15 protein-coding genes are annotated in these 18,448 nt (G+C 49.8%); 10 read left to right on the top strand and 5 right to left on the bottom strand.

The features are described 5' to 3' along the window. Positions 1-105: 105 nt before the first annotated feature. Positions 106-567: a pantetheine-phosphate adenylyltransferase gene (gene coaD, locus Q3C19_RS07690; protein WP_302728359.1), complete on the top strand. Its 462-nt coding sequence runs from the start codon at positions 106-108 to the stop codon at positions 565-567. Between the two features lie 57 nt (positions 568-624). Beyond that, positions 625-2,232, top strand: coding sequence for a S41 family peptidase (locus tag Q3C19_RS07685; protein ID WP_287641691.1), 1,608 nt, complete (start codon positions 625-627; stop codon positions 2,230-2,232). Here Q3C19_RS07685 and Q3C19_RS07680 read toward each other — a convergent pair whose 3' ends face one another. Then, the gene (locus Q3C19_RS07680; protein ID WP_071148548.1) at positions 2,233-2,835 is read right to left on the bottom strand and encodes a phosphatase PAP2 family protein; all 603 of its coding nucleotides are present in this window, start codon (positions 2,833-2,835) and stop codon (positions 2,233-2,235) included. It lies immediately after the preceding gene. A 236-nt stretch (positions 2,836-3,071) separates the two neighbouring features. On the opposite strand from Q3C19_RS07680, the gene Q3C19_RS07675 reads away from it, so the two are divergent. From Q3C19_RS07675 to Q3C19_RS07660, 4 genes are all read left to right on the top strand, one after another. Then, positions 3,072-3,749 (top strand): b558 family succinate dehydrogenase cytochrome b subunit, encoded by a 678-nt coding sequence (locus Q3C19_RS07675; protein ID WP_022162761.1) that lies wholly within the window; start codon positions 3,072-3,074, stop codon positions 3,747-3,749. Positions 3,750-3,860: 111 nt separating this feature from the next. After that, the gene (locus Q3C19_RS07670; protein WP_302728356.1) at positions 3,861-5,807 is read left to right on the top strand and encodes a fumarate reductase/succinate dehydrogenase flavoprotein subunit; all 1,947 of its coding nucleotides are present in this window, start codon (positions 3,861-3,863) and stop codon (positions 5,805-5,807) included. A gap of 35 nt (positions 5,808-5,842) precedes the next feature. Further along, positions 5,843-6,220 (top strand): four helix bundle protein, encoded by a 378-nt coding sequence (locus Q3C19_RS07665; RefSeq protein ID WP_277122697.1) that lies wholly within the window; start codon positions 5,843-5,845, stop codon positions 6,218-6,220. 76 nt (positions 6,221-6,296) lie between these two features. Then, positions 6,297-7,052, top strand: coding sequence for a succinate dehydrogenase/fumarate reductase iron-sulfur subunit (locus Q3C19_RS07660; RefSeq protein WP_071148159.1), 756 nt, complete (start codon positions 6,297-6,299; stop codon positions 7,050-7,052). A 121-nt stretch (positions 7,053-7,173) separates the two neighbouring features. Here the strand turns inward: Q3C19_RS07660 and Q3C19_RS07655 are convergent, their stop codons facing one another. Genes Q3C19_RS07655 through Q3C19_RS07640 form a run of 4 tightly spaced genes read right to left on the bottom strand, consistent with a single transcriptional unit; the run spans position 7,174 to position 11,776 of the window. Further along, on the bottom strand, positions 7,174-9,600 hold the full coding sequence (locus Q3C19_RS07655) for a TonB-dependent receptor (RefSeq protein WP_302728353.1): 2,427 nt from the start codon (positions 9,598-9,600) through the stop codon (positions 7,174-7,176). Continuing rightward, the gene (locus Q3C19_RS07650; RefSeq protein ID WP_302728351.1) at positions 9,590-10,558 is read right to left on the bottom strand and encodes a FecR family protein; all 969 of its coding nucleotides are present in this window, start codon (positions 10,556-10,558) and stop codon (positions 9,590-9,592) included. Before Q3C19_RS07650 ends, Q3C19_RS07655 begins: the two co-directional genes overlap by 11 nt. Positions 10,559-10,564: 6 nt before the next feature. After that, a complete protein-coding gene (locus Q3C19_RS07645; protein ID WP_302728349.1) occupies positions 10,565-11,128 on the bottom strand; it encodes an RNA polymerase sigma-70 factor in 564 nt (187 codons plus the stop codon). A 30-nt stretch (positions 11,129-11,158) separates the two neighbouring features. Then, positions 11,159-11,776, bottom strand: a complete 618-nt coding sequence (locus Q3C19_RS07640; protein ID WP_022162767.1) for a hypothetical protein — start codon at positions 11,774-11,776, stop codon at positions 11,159-11,161. A 359-nt stretch (positions 11,777-12,135) separates the two neighbouring features. Between Q3C19_RS07640 and Q3C19_RS07635 the strand changes: the two genes are divergently transcribed. From Q3C19_RS07635 to Q3C19_RS07620, 4 genes are all read left to right on the top strand, one after another. Next, positions 12,136-13,095 carry a metal ABC transporter solute-binding protein, Zn/Mn family gene (locus Q3C19_RS07635; RefSeq protein ID WP_302728347.1) on the top strand — a complete coding sequence of 320 codons (960 nt, stop codon included), beginning with the start codon at positions 12,136-12,138 and terminating at the stop codon, positions 13,093-13,095. 49 nt (positions 13,096-13,144) lie between these two features. Beyond that, positions 13,145-13,969, top strand: coding sequence for a metal ABC transporter ATP-binding protein (locus tag Q3C19_RS07630; RefSeq protein WP_302728345.1), 825 nt, complete (start codon positions 13,145-13,147; stop codon positions 13,967-13,969). A gap of 328 nt (positions 13,970-14,297) precedes the next feature. Then, the gene (locus Q3C19_RS07625) at positions 14,298-17,687 is read left to right on the top strand and encodes a DUF2723 domain-containing protein (protein WP_302728343.1); all 3,390 of its coding nucleotides are present in this window, start codon (positions 14,298-14,300) and stop codon (positions 17,685-17,687) included. 7 nt (positions 17,688-17,694) lie between these two features. Next, complete coding sequence (locus tag Q3C19_RS07620) at positions 17,695-18,357, top strand: polysaccharide deacetylase family protein (RefSeq protein ID WP_302728341.1); 663 nt, start codon at positions 17,695-17,697, stop codon at positions 18,355-18,357. Positions 18,358-18,448 lie beyond the last annotated feature (91 nt).

The following is an 18,448-nucleotide window of genomic DNA, read 5'->3' as shown; positions in this document are numbered from 1 at the left end:
CATTACAGCCTACCGTTTTCCGCTTAACTGAAATTCTTCATTCTTCGTTCTTTATCCTTCATCTCAAAGATTCTTAATTCTTAATTCTTCATTCTTAATTTAATTATGACCAAAGCTATTTTTCCGGGAACATTCGACCCCTTTACCATCGGCCACTACTCTATAGTGAAGCGTGCATTGACATTTGTCGATGAGGTTGTCATCGGCATCGGCATCAACGACAAGAAACACAGCTACTTTCCTACCGAAAAGCGTAAAGCCATGATACGGCAACTCTATAAAGACGAACCGCGTGTCAGCGTCAAATCCTACGATTGTCTTACTATCGACTTCGTTCTGCAAGAGAAAGCCAACCTCATCATCCGCGGCATCCGCACGGTGAAAGACTTCGAATACGAAGAAACCATCGCCGACATCAACCGCAAACTGGCGGGAGTGGAAACCATTCTGCTTTTCACCGAACCCGAACTGACCAGCATCAGCTCGACCGCCGTACGCGAACTGCTACAGTTTCAGAAAGATGTCAGCCAATTCCTGCCCGAAGGCATGAAGATTAGTGAAGAATAATCAGCTAAACAGAGAAGTGCAATCTGTAGCGAGAACCTACTGAAAACAAATCACATCATGAAATATATACTATTACCGGTTCTGCTTGTCTGTACCCTTGCTCTACAGGCACAGAACATAAACCAGGACGCTTTACGCAAATTGCAAATGGCCGAATTTGCCATCAGCAAGCTCTACGTCGACTCTGTAGACGAAAACAAACTGGTAGAAGAGGCCATCATCGGGATGCTTGAGCAGCTCGACCCACACTCTACCTACAGCAACGCCGAAGAAGTGAAGAAAATGAACGAGCCCCTGCAAGGCAACTTCGAAGGAATCGGGGTACAGTTCCAGATGATAGAAGACACCCTGCTCGTTATTCAGCCCGTAAGCGGTGGCCCCTCGGAAAAAGTAGGTATACTGGCCGGCGACCGTATCACAGCGGTTAACGACACAGCCATTGCCGGAGTAAAAATGAGTACCGAAGACATCATGAAGCGGCTGCGCGGTCCCAAGGATTCGAAAGTCAATCTGACCATCGTGCGCCGCGGCATTGCCGATCCGCTGCACTTCACCGTGAAGCGCGACAAAATACCCATCCTGAGCCTTGACGCCTCGTACATGATACAACCCCATACAGGCTACATCCGCATCAACCGTTTCGGAGCCACTACTGCCGAAGAGTTTCTCACTGCGATGAAAGACCTCCAGAAGAAAGGAATGAAAGACCTCATCCTCGATCTGCAAGGCAACGGCGGCGGTTATCTGAACGCCGCTATCGATCTGGCCAACGAATTCCTCAACCAGAAGGACCTGATTGTCTATACCGAAGGACGGGCTGCCCGCCGCAGCAATTTCTACGCCAAAGGTAACGGAAACTTCCGTGAAGGACGCCTCGTAGTACTGGTAGACGAATATTCGGCTTCGGCCAGCGAAATCGTCACTGGTGCCATACAGGACTGGGACCGTGGCGTAGTAGTAGGTCGCCGCACCTTCGGCAAGGGATTGGTACAACGTCCCATTGACCTGCCCGACGGCTCAATGATACGGCTTACCATTGCCCGATACTATACACCTGCCGGCCGCTGCATCCAGAAACCCTACAGCGGCAAAGGCGACGACATGCAGGAAGCTTACGCCAAGGATTTGCTCGATCGCTTCAACCACGGCGAACTGATGCACGCCGACAGCATCCACCTCCCCGACTCACTGAAATACCAGACCAAACGTCTGGGACGTACCGTTTATGGCGGCGGAGGCATCATGCCCGACTTCTTTGTCCCCATGGATACTACGCAGTACACTGACTACCACCGCAATCTCGTGGCAAAGGGAGTCATTATACGCAGCACAACGGGCTACATCGAACACCACCGCCAGGAATTACAGAAGAAATACAAGAATTTTGAAGCCTTCGACAAGGATTTCGAGATAGACGAAGCCTTCCTGACCGACCTGCGTGCACTGGCCGACAAGGAAAAGGTGAAATTCGATGAAGCGCAATACCAACGTGCGATTCCCCTCATCAAGACACAGCTGAAAGCCCTCATCGCCCGCGACCTATGGGACATGAACGAATATTTCCAAGTGATGAACGCCACCAACCAAAGCGTACAGCAGGCTCTGAAAGTGCTGAACGAAGGCTTCTACGAACAACTGATGGATAAGACTACGACTGAATTGTAATCAGTCACCGAACAACCATTTGTTCAGCCAACGATTGATATAGATATTAGCCACTGCACATCCGGCTCCGATTGCTGCACCTGCCAGCACATCGGACGGATAGTGTACGCCTTCGTTCATTCGCGATACCCCTACCGAACAGGCCCACACGGCCGAAGGAGCAATCACATACCATTTGGGATACTTCACACTGAGCGACGTAGCCAATGCAAAGGCTGTCGCCGTATGCCCCGAAGGGAAAGACGGACTGTTCTCGTGGCTGTAAGCATGCACTCTGTCGGGGTAGCGTTCATAAGGCCGCTGCCTGTCCACCAGATACTTCATGCCGTACGTCACAACAAAAGCACCTGCCACACTGGTACCTACATAAACAGCATCCTTCAGCAACTGCTTGTCATGCTTGGCCCATGCAGTTACCGCCATGGCAACAGGTACTCCAATTGCCACATACGGCTCCGTCCGTGAAATCACCTTATTATAATTACGAATGAACTTTCCGTCCCAACTATTGACACGATGCACCGTGTTGATATCCCAATTCTGCCCCCATGCGCCCGACACGAGCAACGACAGAAAACATACAAAAAAAGTCCAACGTTTCATCATTTGCATTTCCATCAATTTAGCGTTCTAACATCCTTCTTTCCTATCAGGCAGCAAATATAATCTACTTTCTTCATACATGCAACGAACAGAGAAACAAGCCACTACTTATTAAGGAATTATTTCTTTAATTCCTTGCTTAATCAAGGTATTTCACCTATTTTTGCAAGAAAATAGCCATCGGGCATTGACAGGAATTTTTTTCTAACTATTAAATAATTTAAATTCAATCATTTATGTGGTTAAGTAATTCATCTGTAGGAAGGAAAGTGGTGATGAGCGTTACCGGTATCGCCCTTATCCTGTTTCTGACGTTTCACATGGCGATGAACCTTGTTGCGCTGGTTTCGGCCGAAGGCTACAACATGGTTTGTGAGTTCTTGGGAGCGAACTGGTATGCAGTGGTCGGTACACTCGGTCTGGCCGCCTTGTTCATCATTCACATCATCTATGCCTTCTGGCTGACTATGCAGAACCGCCGTGCACGCGGTAGCGAACGCTATGCAGTGGTAGAAAAGCCTAAAACAGTAGAATGGGCTTCACAAAACATGTTGGTGTTGGGTATCATCGTCATTGTAGGTCTGTGCCTGCACTTGGTACACTTCTGGTCAAAAATGATGCTTCCCGAACTGGCAGGCTGCCAAGATCTGGGCGTAATGATGAATGCCGCTAATGGTATCTATCACATCCAGAACACCTTTGGCAATGTAGTCAACGTAGTACTCTACATCATCTGGCTGGGTGCGCTGTGGTTCCACCTCACTCACGGTTTCTGGAGCGCTATGCAGACATTGGGATGGAACAACAAGACTTGGATTAACCGTTGGAAATGCATTTCTAACATCTACTCCACCATCGTTGTCATCTGCTTTGCACTGGTAGTTGTTGCATTCTACATTCAATCTCTCATTTAAGTTTTTGAGTTTCTAAGTTTTTGAGTTTCCCAAACTCGTAAACCTACGAACCGATAAACCTATCAACTTATAAACTTACGAACTTACGAACTAACAAACTAAAAAATCATTATGACCAAGATAGATTCAAGAATACCGGAAGGACCGGTAGCTGAGAAATGGACAAACTATAAAGCCCATCAGAAATTAGTAAACCCCGCCAATAAGCGTCGTCTGGACATCATCGTGGTTGGTACAGGTCTGGCTGGTGCCAGTGCTGCTGCCTCGTTGGGTGAAATGGGTTTCAAAGTATTCAACTTCTGCATTCAGGACTCTCCTCGTCGTGCACACTCTATCGCTGCACAGGGTGGTATCAATGCTGCCAAGAACTATCAGAACGACGGCGACTCTGTATACCGTCTGTTCTACGATACAGTAAAAGGTGGTGACTACCGTGCCCGCGAAGCCAACGTATACCGTTTGGCTGAAGTATCGAACAATATCATCGACCAATGTGTGGCACAGGGCGTTCCTTTTGCTCGCGAATACGGCGGTACACTGGCCAACCGTTCATTCGGTGGTGCACAGGTATCACGTACGTTCTATGCTAAAGGTCAGACAGGCCAGCAGCTGCTGCTGGGTGCATACTCTGCACTGAGCCGTCAGGTAAATGCCGGTACTGTAAAACTGTATACACGCTACGAAATGGAAGACGTCGTTATCATCGACGGTCGTGCTCGTGGTATTATCGCCAAGAATCTGGTAACAGGTAAGCTGGAGCGCTTCGCTGCTCACGCTGTAGTTATCGCAACTGGCGGTTACGGAAACACTTACTTCCTCTCGACTAACGCTATGGCATGTAACTGTTCAGCTGCTATGGCTTGCTACCGTAAGGGTGCCTGGTTCGCCAACCCAGCCTACGTACAGATCCACCCGACCTGTATCCCTGTACACGGCGACAAGCAGTCTAAGCTGACTTTGATGTCTGAGTCTCTGCGTAACGACGGTCGTATCTGGGTTCCGAAGAAACTGGAAGATGCCAAGAAATTGCAGGAAGGTACACTGCAAGGTAAAGATATCCCCGAAGAAGATCGTGACTACTACTTGGAGCGCCGTTATCCGGCATTCGGTAACCTCGTTCCGCGCGACGTTGCCAGCCGTGCAGCCAAAGAACGTTGCGACAAGGGCTACGGTGTAAACAACACAGGTCTGGCCGTATTCCTCGACTTCTCCGAAGCTATCAACCGTCTGGGTAAAGATGTAGTAGCACAACGCTATGGCAACCTCTTCGACATGTACGAAGAAATCACCGACGTATCGCCTTACGAAAACCCGATGATGATTTATCCGGCTATCCACTACACAATGGGTGGTATCTGGGTAGACTACGAACTGATGACCAGCATCAAGGGTCTGTTCGCTATTGGTGAATGTAACTTCTCTGACCACGGTGCCAACCGTCTGGGTGCTTCTGCATTGATGCAGGGTCTGGCCGACGGTTACTTCGTATTGCCTTACACTATCCAGAATTATCTGGCTGACCAGATCACCGTTCCCCGCTTCTCAACCGATCTGCCCGAATTCGCAGCTGCTGAAAAAGCCGTTCAGGACAAGATTGACCATCTGATGAACATCAAGGGTAAGAAGTCTGTAGACTCTATCCACAAAGAACTGGGTCACGTAATGTGGGAATACGTAGGTATGGGCCGTACAGCTGAAGGCTTGAAGACAGGTTTGGCCAAACTGAAAGAAATCCGCAAGGAATTCGAAACCAACCTCTTCATCCCAGGCAGCAAGGAAGGCATGAATGTAGAGCTTGACAAAGCTATCCGTCTGAACGACTTTATCACTATGGGTGAACTGATCGCTTACGATGCACTGAACCGTAACGAATCATGTGGTGGTCACTTCCGCGAAGAATACCAGACAGAAGAAGGTGAAGCTAAGCGTGATGACGAAAACTACTTCTACGTAGCTTGCTGGGAATACCAAGACAGCGACGATAAAGCTCCGGTATTGCTGAAAGAACCACTGGTTTACGAAGCAATCAAAGTTCAGACTCGTAACTACAAATCATAAGTTTTTGAGTTTATAAGTTTTTGAGTTTATAAGTTATGGGAACTTACAGGGATTTGTTGGTATGGCAAAAAAGCATAAAGTTAGCCAAAGCTATTTACCAGCTTACTGCCAATTATCCCTCAGATGAACGATTCGGATTAACCAATCAAATGCGAAGATGTTCTATTTCAATCCCATCTAATATAGCGGAGGGATTTGGAAGAGGTTCTGATAAGGAATTAGTTCAATTCTTATATATATCCTTAGGTTCTTCAAATGAGTTAGATACGCAGTTAACTGTTTCCTACGAGCTTTCTTTCATCACAGAAGACAGATTTAAAGAAATAGAAAAACTCAATAATGAAGTAAACAAAATGTTACAATCATTAATTTACAGAAGAAAAAAAGGATTGGATTCAAATAACTTAAAATAATAATCAACCAAAACAGCGTGGTGAGTTATTTAACTCAAAAACTTAAAAACTCACCAACTTAAAAACTAAAGAAAGTATGGATAAAAATATATCATTTACACTGAAGATATGGCGTCAGGCAGGCCCCAAGGCTAAAGGCGCTTTTGAAACCTATCAGATGAAGGACATTCCCGGCGATACTTCTTTCCTGGAAATGCTGGATATCCTGAACGAACAGCTGATTTCTGAAGGTAAGGAACCAGTTGTATTCGATCACGACTGCCGCGAAGGTATCTGCGGTATGTGTTCACTCTACATCAACGGACATCCGCACGGACCTGCTACCGGAGCTACTACTTGCCAGATTTACATGCGCCGCTTCAATGATGGCGATACCATCACAGTAGAGCCTTGGCGTTCTGCAGGTTTCCCGGTAATCAAGGACTTGATGGTAGACCGTACAGCATACGACAAGATCATGCAGGCAGGTGGTTACGTAAGCGTAAACACAGGTGCTCCGCAAGATGCCAATGCTATTCTGATCCCGAAGACCGTTGCTGACGAAGCTATGGATGCCGCCAGCTGTATCGGTTGCGGTGCTTGTGTAGCTGCTTGTAAGAATGGTTCGGCCATGTTGTTCGTATCAGCTAAAGTAAGCCAGCTCAACCTGTTGCCGCAAGGTAAATCTGAAGCACTGCGTCGTGCAAAGGCTATGCTTGCCAAGATGGACGAACTGGGCTTCGGTAACTGTACCAACACCCGCGCTTGCGAAGCTGAATGCCCAAAGAATGTTTCTATCAGCAACATTGCCCGTCTGAACCGCGACTTCATCATCGCCAAATTGAAAGACTAATTTGTTTTTTACATTTGATTAATATCACAGAAGTGAGGGTGCGTCAACGAAGAGACGCACCCTCTTTCTTTTTTATCCAAATAATAGCTATAACCAAACGAAAACGGGCAGAGCAACCTTTTTAGAATTTAAAGCTGATACCAGCATAAGGTAAACAGTTGCCATGCCAATGGACGGAATAGAAACTGAGTACATCTTCCTCCGAAGGATTACCCACTACATTATAAAGTCCACAACGAAATGTGAACAACTTCTCACCAAACGACTTCTTATAAGCATAACCAACATCCACCCGATAATGAAGCGGTTCGCGCCACATACGGAAATCGGCCTCAGGTAAAGGTTCAAACCATTCGTCCAGATCGATGACTTTCCCTGAACGCATCATACCGCCAACCGAAAACAGTGAACGCGCATTCAGCTGATAGGACAATGCCCCGCCCAACTGATGGGGAACATCGTACAAAGATGGCAATTTCTTCCTGTTCTCAACCTCGGCAAACCATTCCCTGCTACGGGTGTACGCATAGGAAAGCTGCAGTTTCCAGCGTTGCCAATTTTTATAAAGATAGAACTTCGCACCATAACTGTCGCCGTTACCACTCATAATATATTCTTGCCACGCCCCATTCTCGACAAAGGTTTCAGGACGTAAGGCCACAACATTACGTCGTGTTTTGTAATAAAGCGAAGCTTCCAAACGACCTTCTTCTAGAAAGTGCTTCCAGCCTATTTCATAATGTTCCGACGTACGGGGTCTATAACCGTCAATACTCGGCATTCGGAAGTCGGTAGGCAAAGCCCAACTGCTGAAACGCAGATAATGATAAAACTGCTCCATTTTCGAAAAATGAAAATAAAGTAAGTCTTTCTCCGTCGGAAAATACTTCACCGACAGTCGTGGCTGAATACTATAATACGAACGATGATTTCGTGGATAATAGCCCACTCCGTGCACACCGACCTGCACGGAAAAACGAGGCGAAATATTCACCGTATTATCATAGAACAGCGACACCTGTCCGATAGGCTCACGACGGGTACGGATTTCTTCGCCCAACGTTGCCAAATCATAAGATTCATGTGTATACTTCAGTCCCCAACGGGCCCGATATAAATTCTCAGGAGCATAAGTAAACTCGGTCGAGACATTCAGCGACTTAATCCCACTACGTACATATCCCTCACCATCCAGCCCCAGACCGTCAACAAGAGCACGGTTGGAATAAGATGAATAATACAGGGAAGTTGCATTACCCAACTTACCCCACTGGATATTATAAGACAATTGATAGACCTGATTCTCCCATCTTAAAACCGAAGTTGTCTCGCCTTCATACACTGGCAGGTGATAATCGTCACGTGCACCATACGCCAGCAGATTAAGGGTAGAAAGCGGCGAGATGGAGTAAGACAACTTAGCGTTATAGTCGTACGAAGAATGGTTCAGCCGGTCGTCTTCCGATAACAGATTGTCGAAAAAATCGAGCCAACTGCGACGGGCACTTACCATATACGACAGCTTCTGTTTCAGGATAGGTCCTTCGAGCATCACCGATGCCGCCGGCATATCCAGCGTCAGGGTACGCATATGTTCGTCCTTATTCCCCTCTTTCAGGTTGACTTCGGTGACAGAAGACAATCGACCCGCCAGACGGGTGGGAAAGAAGCTTTTATGAAAAACCATGTTTTTCACAGCATCTCCGTTGAACATGGGCAGCAATGAACCGAAATGCCCCGGATGATAGACCGGTACTCCATCAAGCAAAAACTGGTTCTCGTCCGGTCCCCCACCATCTACCTGCAGGTTGTTTCCGGCCAAAAAAGAAGTCACCCCCGGCAAAATCCATATCTGTGAGAACAGGTCATTGGTACTGAAAGCAAGTAGATTGGAAGGATTCAGTTCAGTGAGTTCATCAGTAGATTTCTCCGAACGTACCGTCACTTCGTCTATCTCGAACAGCAAAGGTTGCAAAGAAGCATTCTGAAAACAGTCGCGACTGATTCTAACCTGACGGGTATAGGGCGTATACCCCATGTACGACACGCTCAATGTATAGGCTCCTTCAGGCAAATAAAGCTTGAAAATACCGTTCTCGTCTGTTACCGTATTCCATTGTCTGCCTGCAGCGTCAGTCCAAGAGACTACCGCACCATAGAGTTTCTCATCGGTATCGGCTTCGCTCACTTTTCCCCGAACATAATGTTCTTCTTGTTTCTGTATTTGTATGACCAGCTTGCGAGGAGGTACAAAGGCTGTCTTGAAGCGATAGTCTTTCAGCACCTGTGCCAGCAGCCGGCCTACAGTCATGGCTCCAGCAGTCTCTATAGTGCAGATTTTAGTAAGATCGATTTGCGCAGGATTATACGAAAGCACAATACCACATTGCTTCTCGATGTAGCCAAACCATTGCAACACGGTAGCGGAAGAGGCGCTGACCTGCACCAGCTCTTCCGCTACCGCATCCGACGGCTTCAAATCCTGTCCGTCCACTTCGGTCATACCTAACACTGCCAACAGCAGTAAGATATACAGCCTACTCTTCATACAGGCGATAATGTTTTCCTTCTGTCAGAGTTTTGTATTTACATCCGCACAGGAAAGCCAGTTCTTCTACCATATCCTGTGCACTTTCACTTTCTATTCGGGTAGTAATCAAATTCTTTTCTAACCCAGCCTCCAATTCGATACGAACGCCGGTCTTCTTTTCAATCTCCCGCACTACATCAGGCAAGGGAGTCGCGCTGAACACCAATACTACCGGAGCCTCACCAAACAAAGCCTGAGGATCCTCAATGATACCTACTTCCAGACGCCCGTCTTTCCATTCAGCTTTTTCATTGGCTTCGAGCACCGCTCCGCTTTCGTCTGTCTTGACTCTGACTTTGCCACTCTTTACAAATACGGCGGCTTGCTCTTTACCGGCTGCATCGACCAGAAACGAAGTACCAAGCACTTCTACCTTCAACAAGTTGGTCTCTACCTTGAAAGGGACACCGTGTATTTTCCTTTTTACCTGGAAAAATGCTTTTCCTTCGAGTCGTGCCAACCGACCTTTATCGGTATGCTGATAGGTAACCACTGCTTCGGGATAAAGAATAACCTCCGAACTGTCAGGCAACAAGCAATGCTGCTCCGTACGGCCGACATTGGCATAACGCACCATTTCTTCGTCCGATGCCGAAGAGAAGTAGAACACCGATACAGCAAGCACAATGAGGAGTGAAGCTGCCATCGAAGTCCAAAACAACATCTTTCGCCTGAATGGTATGACCTTCTGAGACCGTTCCTCCAACCGTGCTTCTACCTTCTGCCAAGCCCGCTCTGCATCGAAGCTGATACCTTGCGGTTTTCCAACAGAGGCACCTATCAGTTTTTGCAACCGTCTGTATTCATCCCGATGGGCTGATATCCATTCGTTCAGCTCTTCTTGCTGGGAAGCGGTCAGCCGTTCGTTGGCAAAATGCTTGGCCAGCAGCTCGTTGATATCTGTCTTACTATTCATAATGTACTAACGGTTTACGATAATTGATAAAAGGAGAATGACAGCTACCGCCAGCAACGACCGATTTTCGGCTGCATAGGCGCGCAGCATCTTGATGGCTTTTGTCATCTGGTTCTCAACGGTTTTCTCGGACAATTCCAATTTTTGGGCTATCTCACGATACTTCAGTCCCTGCAACTTCGCCATCAGGAAGATGCCTTTGCACTTGGGAGGCAAGGTAGCAAGTGCCGACTCCAGGAGCTCGGCAGGCGAAGGAGACTCATGCCCAGCCTCCGGACTATCGTCCGTTACGTCACCGGCCAGGAAAGGGCAGTCCTCGATAGAAACTACATCTTCCTTGCGCTTCCGCAGGAAAGAGATGCAACTGTTTCGCACGGAAGTAGTCACGTAAGCCGTGAACTCAGCTTCGGGCATGGAGTCGAGTCCCTTGTTCCAGATACTGATGAACAGTTCCTGAACAATGTCTTCCGAGTCATCCCTGTCAGAAACATATCCGTAGGCTATACTACACAGCCTGGAATAATGTTTCTGAAACCTGGATCTGAATATTTCCTTTCTATCGGCTCTCATATCATTGCATTCACATCAAATATCGTTTTGTCAGAACTTCAGGCTGACACCTGCCGTCAGGAATCCCTTGTGACCCAATCCGGCTTCAACGAATCCACCGACACGGTTATTGCCAACCCGCAAAGCTATCGGATTAACCTGATAGGCAAACGAAGTAGACAAGTCCGCTTTCTTTGCCACCTTCTTGCCGGCATCAGTAAGCCCAGTTTCGGTGTGACGGTTCAGTTTGACACCAGCCGAAGCTCCACCATACAATTCTATCAGCCCGTGTTTATAATAGGTAAACTCGGCAGTGGGCAGTACCAGCATATTCAGGTCTTTCTCCTTCAATGAAGGCGACTTTTCGCCGGACAACATCAATTTACTGCTTCCATACGAGAAACCAAAGTCTGTACCGACCCGGAAACGATTGAGCGAATAACGGTAACCCAATCCGTATACCATGCTGAATGATTCGTCAGTACGTTTACTACCCAACACAGCATCGGCCAATCCCATTCCGAGTACATCGACCGTTCCTTGCGTTAGTCCGTCGCTTACCGAAAGACGGATTTCGTGTTTACTCTCTCCTTTACTGCTCTCCTGAGCGTTTACCATATTTACACTTGCCAATGCACACAAAGATAATGCAATAAATTTAATCTTCATAACTTCTTGTTTTTTAATGGTTGAATACTCATCAGGTTTTCTCCTTCCCGTTTCGGATGTCTCTTTTTCTCTCTCTTCTTGTTTCCATGCAACAAAACGGCCGGAATACCTGTCTGTTTCTGTTTTCGCTGTCGCATCACTTGGCCAGGTGATTCTGCCTTTATAACGCAGACTTCCGTAAAAACCCCTATGCGCACCTGCTATTTTTCCAAAAAAAAATTCTGCAATCCAAAGTTCCCGCTTATCATTTTTAACTTGTACTTCGTATAAATGTGACATTTCACTATCTTTGCACAGTCAAGTGCGATGCAGCCTAACTCCAACTTTGTACTTGCGAACTTAAACGACATGCTTTATATATGAAAAAACTCCTTATCTTACTTATATCGTCTGTTCTGATGATTGCATGCAAATCGGGAAACGGCTCGAAAAAAGATGCCGGTACCGAAAAGCCCGTCATCACAGTCACCATCGAACCTCTGCGCTACTTTACCGAGGCCATTGCCGGCGACGAATACACCGTAGTCAGCATGGTGCCCAAAGGAAGCAGCCCGGAAACTTACGATCCTACTCCTCAGCAACTGGTTGAACTGGCCAAAAGCAAAGCTTACTTCCGAATCGGACACATCGGGTTCGAACGAGTATGGGCCGACCGACTGGCAGACAATGCGCCCCACTTGCAGTTTTTCGAACTATCGCGTGGCATCGAACTGATCTTTGACACCCCGCACCAACACGTCCATTCCTCGGCACCCGAAAGCAACTATCAGGAAGAAGAAATGCACCATGCCGACGAAGCTGACGGCGAACGCCCCCTGCTCGGAGTGGAGCCACACATCTGGAACTCGCCAACCAATGCCCAAATCATTGCCGGAAACATACTGAACGCCCTGTGCCTGATGAACAAACAGAACGAGAGCGTCTATCTGGAACGATACAACACGCTGTGCCGCAAGCTGGAGCGGACCGACAGTTTGATATGTAACATGCTGTCGACCCCGAACGCCGACCGTGCCTTTATGATTTACCACCCCGCCCTATCGTATTTCGCACGCGACTACGACCTGTATCAGATTCCCATCGAGGCCGGAGGTAAAGAACCGTCACCCGCGCAGCTGAAGGAGCTGATCAATACTTGTAAGGAAGAAAATGTGCACGTTATCTTCGTGCAACCCGAATTTGACCGCCGCAACGCCGACCTGATAGCCAAGCAGACCGGCACTACCGTTGTGCCCATCAATCCGCTGTCCTACGACTGGGAAGACGAAATGCTGAAAGTAGCACGGGCACTGTCCGGCGAAAAGGCGACTGAAAAATAAAGCATTTGCAAGCCAAACAGATACCCTCAAGAAAAAACATTTGCCGACCATGTCCCAGCAACCTATCATTGAAATCAGAAATCTCAGTGCCGGATACGACGGACGCACCGTGCTGCACGATGTCAACCTGACCGTATACGAACATGATTTTCTGGGTATCATCGGCCCCAATGGCGGAGGGAAAACTACGCTGATAAAGTGTATCCTCGGATTGTTGCCTCCTTTGCAGGGGGAAATCGTCTTCACTCCCTCGCAAAGTAGTAAAGACATATCCGCCACCGACAACAGCCACGCAACGGGAAAAATCACCATGGGCTACCTGCCCCAGTACAACAGCATCGACCGTAAATTTCCCATCACCGTCGAAGAAGTGATACTCTCCGGCCTCAGCAGCAAGAAATCGCTGGCCTCGCGCTTCACCGCCCGACACCGCGAACTGGCCCGTCAGGTCGTAGCCCGCATGGGACTGGAGGGACTCGAACAGCGCCCCATCGGAGCACTGAGCGGAGGCCAGCTGCAACGCGCCCTGCTTGGCCGGGCCATCATTTCCGATCCCGAAGTCGTGATACTCGACGAACCCAGCACCTACATCGACAAGCGGTTCGAAGCACGCCTCTACCAGCTGTTGGCCGAAATCAACCGCGACTGCGCCATCATCTTAGTCAGCCACGACATCGGCACCATCCTGCAACAGGTCAAGTCCGTAGCCTGCGTCAACGAAACGTTGGACTACCACCCCTCGACCGAATGCGTCACGGGCGAATGGCTCGAGAAGAACTTCAACTGTCCGATAGAGCTGTTGGGACACGGCTCACTGCCCCATCGCATCCTGGGGAACCACAAACACACAGATCACTGTTGCTCAGACGATTAGGCCTTACAATCCGAACCTCATTCAAACGGCATTTGTACGCCCCTTGAGAGACACTTGCACGGCTCGTGAGAGACACTTGCACGGCTCGCGAGAGACACTTGCACGGCTCGCGAGCAACACTTGCACGGCTCACGAGCAACACTTGCACGGCTCACGGCAGTCTCCGCGCTGACTCCTCCATCCCTTAACCTATACTAATAATGAAGCTTATTGTCACCAATTTAGAACAGAAATCATTATCTTTGCCGCCACGCCGTATGCACGGCTCTGCCGCGGCATCGGCAAAACGATGAAATATAAATAATAAAAACAGAATAACCTCATCCGAATGAAACAGTACAAAACCGTAAACAACATTGTGGGTTGGATTACCTTCCTCATTGCGGCGACCGTTTACTGCATGACCATCGAGCCTACAGCAAGCTTCTGGGACTGCCCCGAGTTCATCACCACCGGCTATAAGCTGGAAGTCGGTCACCCGCCCGGCGCACCCTTCTTCATGCTGACGGCCAACCTGTTCTCGCAATTTGCTTCCGACCCCTCGGAAGTTGCCAAAATGGTCAACTACATGAGCGCGCTGATGAGCGGTGCCTGTATCCTGTTCCTGTTCTGGACCATCACGCACCTGGTACGCAAACTCGTTGTCAAAGACCCCGAACACATCACCCGCGGACAGATTGTGACCATCATGGGCAGCGGAATGGTAGGCGCACTGGCCTATACGTTCAGCGATACCTTCTGGTTCTCGGCTGTCGAAGGCGAAGTATATGCTTTCTCCTCCCTGTTCACAGCCATCGTATTCTGGCTGATACTGAAGTGGGAAGACGTGGCCGACCAGCCTCACAGCGACCGCTGGCTCATCCTGATCGCCTATCTGACGGGCCTCAGCATCGGTGTCCACCTGCTCAACCTGCTCTGTCTGCCTGCCATCGTGCTGGTGTACTACTATAAGAAAGTGCCCCATGCCAACGCCAAAGGTTCGCTGCTGGCGCTCATAGGCTCTATGGTGCTGGTGGCCGTGGTGCTCTACGGCATCGTACCGGGCATCGTGAAAGTGGGCGGATGGTTCGAGCTGCTGTTCGTCAACACGCTGGGCATGTCGTTCAACACGGGCGTCATCGTCTATATCATCCTCTTGGCAGCCTGCCTCATCTGGGGCGTGTACGAAAGCTACACCGAAAAGAGCAAGATGCGCATGGCCCTGTCGTTCGTGCTCACCATTGCCATGCTGGGTATTCCCTTCTACGGCCACGGTGCCAGCTCGGTCATCATCGGCATCATCATCATTGCCCTGCTGTGGCTCTACCTCAACCCGAAAATGCAGGCACGCATGAAGGAAAAATACCGCGTCAGCGCCCGCACGCTGAACACGGCCCTGCTGTGCACCATGATGATGGTCATCGGCTACTCGTCGTATGCCCTCATCGTCATCCGCTCTACAGCCAACACACCGATGGACCAGAACTCGCCGGAAGACATCTTCACGCTGGGCGAATATCTGGGACGTGAGCAGTACGGCACGCGTCCGCTGTTCTACGGTCCGGCCTACTCGTCCAAAGTGGCGCTCGACGTAAAGGACGGCTACTGCCAGCCGCGCATCTCGTACAGCGGCACCAAGTTCATCCGCAAGGAAAAAGCCACCCCCGACGAGAAAGACAGCTACGTTGAAATACCCGGACGCATCGAGTACGAGTATGCACAGAACATGCTCTTCCCGCGTATGTACAGCAGCCTGCACACCCAGCAATACGAAAGCTGGCAGGACATTCAGGGCTACGAAGTGCCCTACGACCAGTGCGGCGAAATGATTATGGTGAAGATGCCGACCCAATGGGAAAACATCAAGTTCTTCTTCTCCTACCAGCTCAACTGGATGTACTGGCGCTACTTCATGTGGAACTTCGTAGGCCGCCAGAACGACCTGCAAGGCTCCGGCGAGATAGAGCACGGCAACTGGATTACGGGCTTCGACTTCATCGACAACATGCTGGTGGGCAACCAGCAACTGCTGCCCACCGAACTGAAAGAGAACAAGGGCCACAACGTGTTCTACGGCCTGCCCCTGTTGCTCGGCCTCATCGGTCTGCTGTGGCAAGCCTACCGCGGACAGAAGGGCATCCAGCAGTTCTGGGTCGTATTCTTCCTGTTCTTCATGACGGGTATCGCCATCGTACTCTACCTGAACCAGACCCCGAGCCAGCCGCGCGAACGCGACTATGCCTACGCCGGCTCGTTCTACGCATTTGCCATCTGGATAGGTATGGGCGTGGCCGGACTGACACAGGCGGTCAACAAGTGGACAAGCAAACGAGCCCACCAGGCAATCCCTGAGGAAAACGAGCCCGCCGCCCTTACACCCTCGCTGGTTTCTGCCCTCATCATCTCCATCGTCTGCCTGCTTGTGCCCATACAGATGGCCAGCCAGACCTGGGACGACCACGACCGCAGCGACCGCTACATGGCACGCGACTTCGGCCAGAACTATCTGATGTCGCTTCAGGAATCGGGCAACCCCATCATCTATACCAACGGCGACAATGACACCTTCCCCCTGTGGTACAACCAGGAAACCGAAGGATGCCGCACCGATGCACGTACCTGCAACCTCTCGTACCTGCAGACCGACTGGTACATCGACCAGATGAAACGTCCGGCCTACGACAGCCCGTCGCTGCCCATCACCTGGGAACGCATGGAGTACGTCGAAGGAACCAACGAATACGTCCCCGTCCGTCCCGAATACAAAAAGAGCCTCGATGCCCTGTACGCCGAAGCCAAAAAGCAGGCCCTCAACGGCAACAACGAAGCCCTGATCAACGTACAGAAGGAGTTCGGCGACAATCCCTACGAGCTGAAGAACATCCTGAAGTACTGGGTACGCGGCAAAAACGAAGAACTGAAAGTCATCCCGACCGACAGCATCGTCATCAAGGTGGACAAGGAAGCCGTACGCCGCAGCGGCATGCTGATACCGGGCGACTCCATCCCCGACTACATGCACATCTCGCTGAAAGGCAAACGAGCCCTGTACAAGAGCGAACTGATGATGCTCGAAATGCTGTCCGAGGCCAACTGGGAACGACCCATCTACATCGCCATCAGCGTGGGTGAGGACAACCAGCTCGGCATGGCCAACCATTTCGTTCAGGAAGGCCTGGCCTACCGCTTCACGCCGTTCGACAACACCAAGACCGGAGTCAGCATCGACAGCGAGAAGATGTACGACAACCTGATGAACAAGTTCAAGTTCGGCGGCATCGACAAGCCCGGCATCTACATCGACGAAAACGCCATGCGCATGTGTTACACGCACCGCCGCCTCTTCTCGCAACTGGGCAACCAGCTCATCAAGGAAGGCAAAAACGACAAGGCCAAAGTCGTGCTCGACTATGGCGAAAAGATGATACCTGCCAGCAACGTGCCATACGACTTCCAGAACGGTGCCGTACAGATAGCCGAAGCCTACTACAAACTGGGCGAGACCGCCAAAGCCGACGCCATCATGAAGCAGCTGGCCGACAAGTCGGTGGAATACATGACATGGTACATGAGCATGAGCGACACCCGCTTCATGTATGCCAGCCGTGAGTACGAATACCATTGGGCGATACTGGACCGCGAAGTGAAAATCATGAAGCAGTATCAGTCGCAATTAGCCGGCGTCTATGAGCCGAAAGTGGAAGAACTATACAACATGTATGTAGATCGAATGAAATAAAGACAGCATGTTTATAGAACAACCCCCCAAGCTGTTCCGCAAGCTATACCCCAGTGCCCTGTGGCGTATGAATCCGGAGGAAAAGGCCGTCTATCTGACGTTCGATGACGGCCCCATCCCCGAAGTCACCCCCTGGGTGCTCGACTTGCTGGACCAGCATCAGGTCAAAGCCACTTTCTTCATGGTAGGCGACAACGTGCGCAAGTATCCCGACATCTTCCGCATGGTGGTGGAGCGTGGTCACCGCATCGGCAACCACACCTTCAACCACATCCGCGGATTCAGCCGGAAATACTTTACCTCGTACAGCTATTTGGAGAACACGGAAGAGGCATACGACTTCATGTGCTCCATCTGCGACCCGGACATCACCACAAAAGCCCTGCGCCCGCTCCTGTTCCGCCCGCCACACGGCCATATGGGCTGGGCACAGTACATGGTGCTGAAAAGCAAATACAAGATTGTGATGTGGGACCTCGTCACCCGCGACTACAGCAAGAAGCTTCGCGGCCCCCAAGTGCTGGCCAACGTCATGCGCTACGCCCGCAACGGTTCCATCATCACTTTCCACGACTCCCTCAAGTCCTGGGACAACGGCAACCTGCAGTATGCCCTGCCCCGTGCCCTCAATTTTCTGAAGGAAGAAGGATATGAATTCAAACTGCTTTAAGCTATAATTTTTCCCAGTTAGGGAAAAAAAATTCCCCAGTTAGAAAAAAATTTTTTCCTAACTGGGGAATTTTTTGAGGGGGAGTACTCGA

Origin of the sequence: Bacteroides sp. ET489 (assembly GCF_030518095.1) — a bacterium.
GTDB lineage: Bacteria > Bacteroidota > Bacteroidia > Bacteroidales > Bacteroidaceae > Bacteroides > Bacteroides ndongoniae.
Note: the sequence above shows the minus strand (reverse complement) of the source record. Positions and strands in the feature narration are given on the sequence as shown.

Excerpts from the sequence above, each read along its gene's own strand:
- coaD (WP_302728359.1), top strand. The coding sequence starts at position 106 with ATGACCAAAGCTATTTTTCCGGGAACATTCGACCCCTTTACCATCGGC.
- Q3C19_RS07685 (WP_287641691.1), top strand. The coding sequence starts at position 625 with ATGAAATATATACTATTACCGGTTCTGCTTGTCTGTACCCTTGCTCTA.
- Q3C19_RS07680 (WP_071148548.1), bottom strand. The coding sequence starts at position 2,835 with ATGAAACGTTGGACTTTTTTTGTATGTTTTCTGTCGTTGCTCGTGTCG.
- Q3C19_RS07675 (WP_022162761.1), top strand. The coding sequence starts at position 3,072 with ATGTGGTTAAGTAATTCATCTGTAGGAAGGAAAGTGGTGATGAGCGTT.
- Q3C19_RS07670 (WP_302728356.1), top strand. The coding sequence starts at position 3,861 with ATGACCAAGATAGATTCAAGAATACCGGAAGGACCGGTAGCTGAGAAA.
- Q3C19_RS07665 (WP_277122697.1), top strand. The coding sequence starts at position 5,843 with ATGGGAACTTACAGGGATTTGTTGGTATGGCAAAAAAGCATAAAGTTA.
- Q3C19_RS07660 (WP_071148159.1), top strand. The coding sequence starts at position 6,297 with ATGGATAAAAATATATCATTTACACTGAAGATATGGCGTCAGGCAGGC.
- Q3C19_RS07655 (WP_302728353.1), bottom strand. The coding sequence starts at position 9,600 with ATGAAGAGTAGGCTGTATATCTTACTGCTGTTGGCAGTGTTAGGTATG.
- Q3C19_RS07650 (WP_302728351.1), bottom strand. The coding sequence starts at position 10,558 with ATGAATAGTAAGACAGATATCAACGAGCTGCTGGCCAAGCATTTTGCC.
- Q3C19_RS07645 (WP_302728349.1), bottom strand. The coding sequence starts at position 11,128 with ATGAGAGCCGATAGAAAGGAAATATTCAGATCCAGGTTTCAGAAACAT.
- Q3C19_RS07640 (WP_022162767.1), bottom strand. The coding sequence starts at position 11,776 with ATGAAGATTAAATTTATTGCATTATCTTTGTGTGCATTGGCAAGTGTA.
- Q3C19_RS07635 (WP_302728347.1), top strand. The coding sequence starts at position 12,136 with ATGAAAAAACTCCTTATCTTACTTATATCGTCTGTTCTGATGATTGCA.
- Q3C19_RS07630 (WP_302728345.1), top strand. The coding sequence starts at position 13,145 with ATGTCCCAGCAACCTATCATTGAAATCAGAAATCTCAGTGCCGGATAC.
- Q3C19_RS07625 (WP_302728343.1), top strand. The coding sequence starts at position 14,298 with ATGAAACAGTACAAAACCGTAAACAACATTGTGGGTTGGATTACCTTC.
- Q3C19_RS07620 (WP_302728341.1), top strand. The coding sequence starts at position 17,695 with ATGTTTATAGAACAACCCCCCAAGCTGTTCCGCAAGCTATACCCCAGT.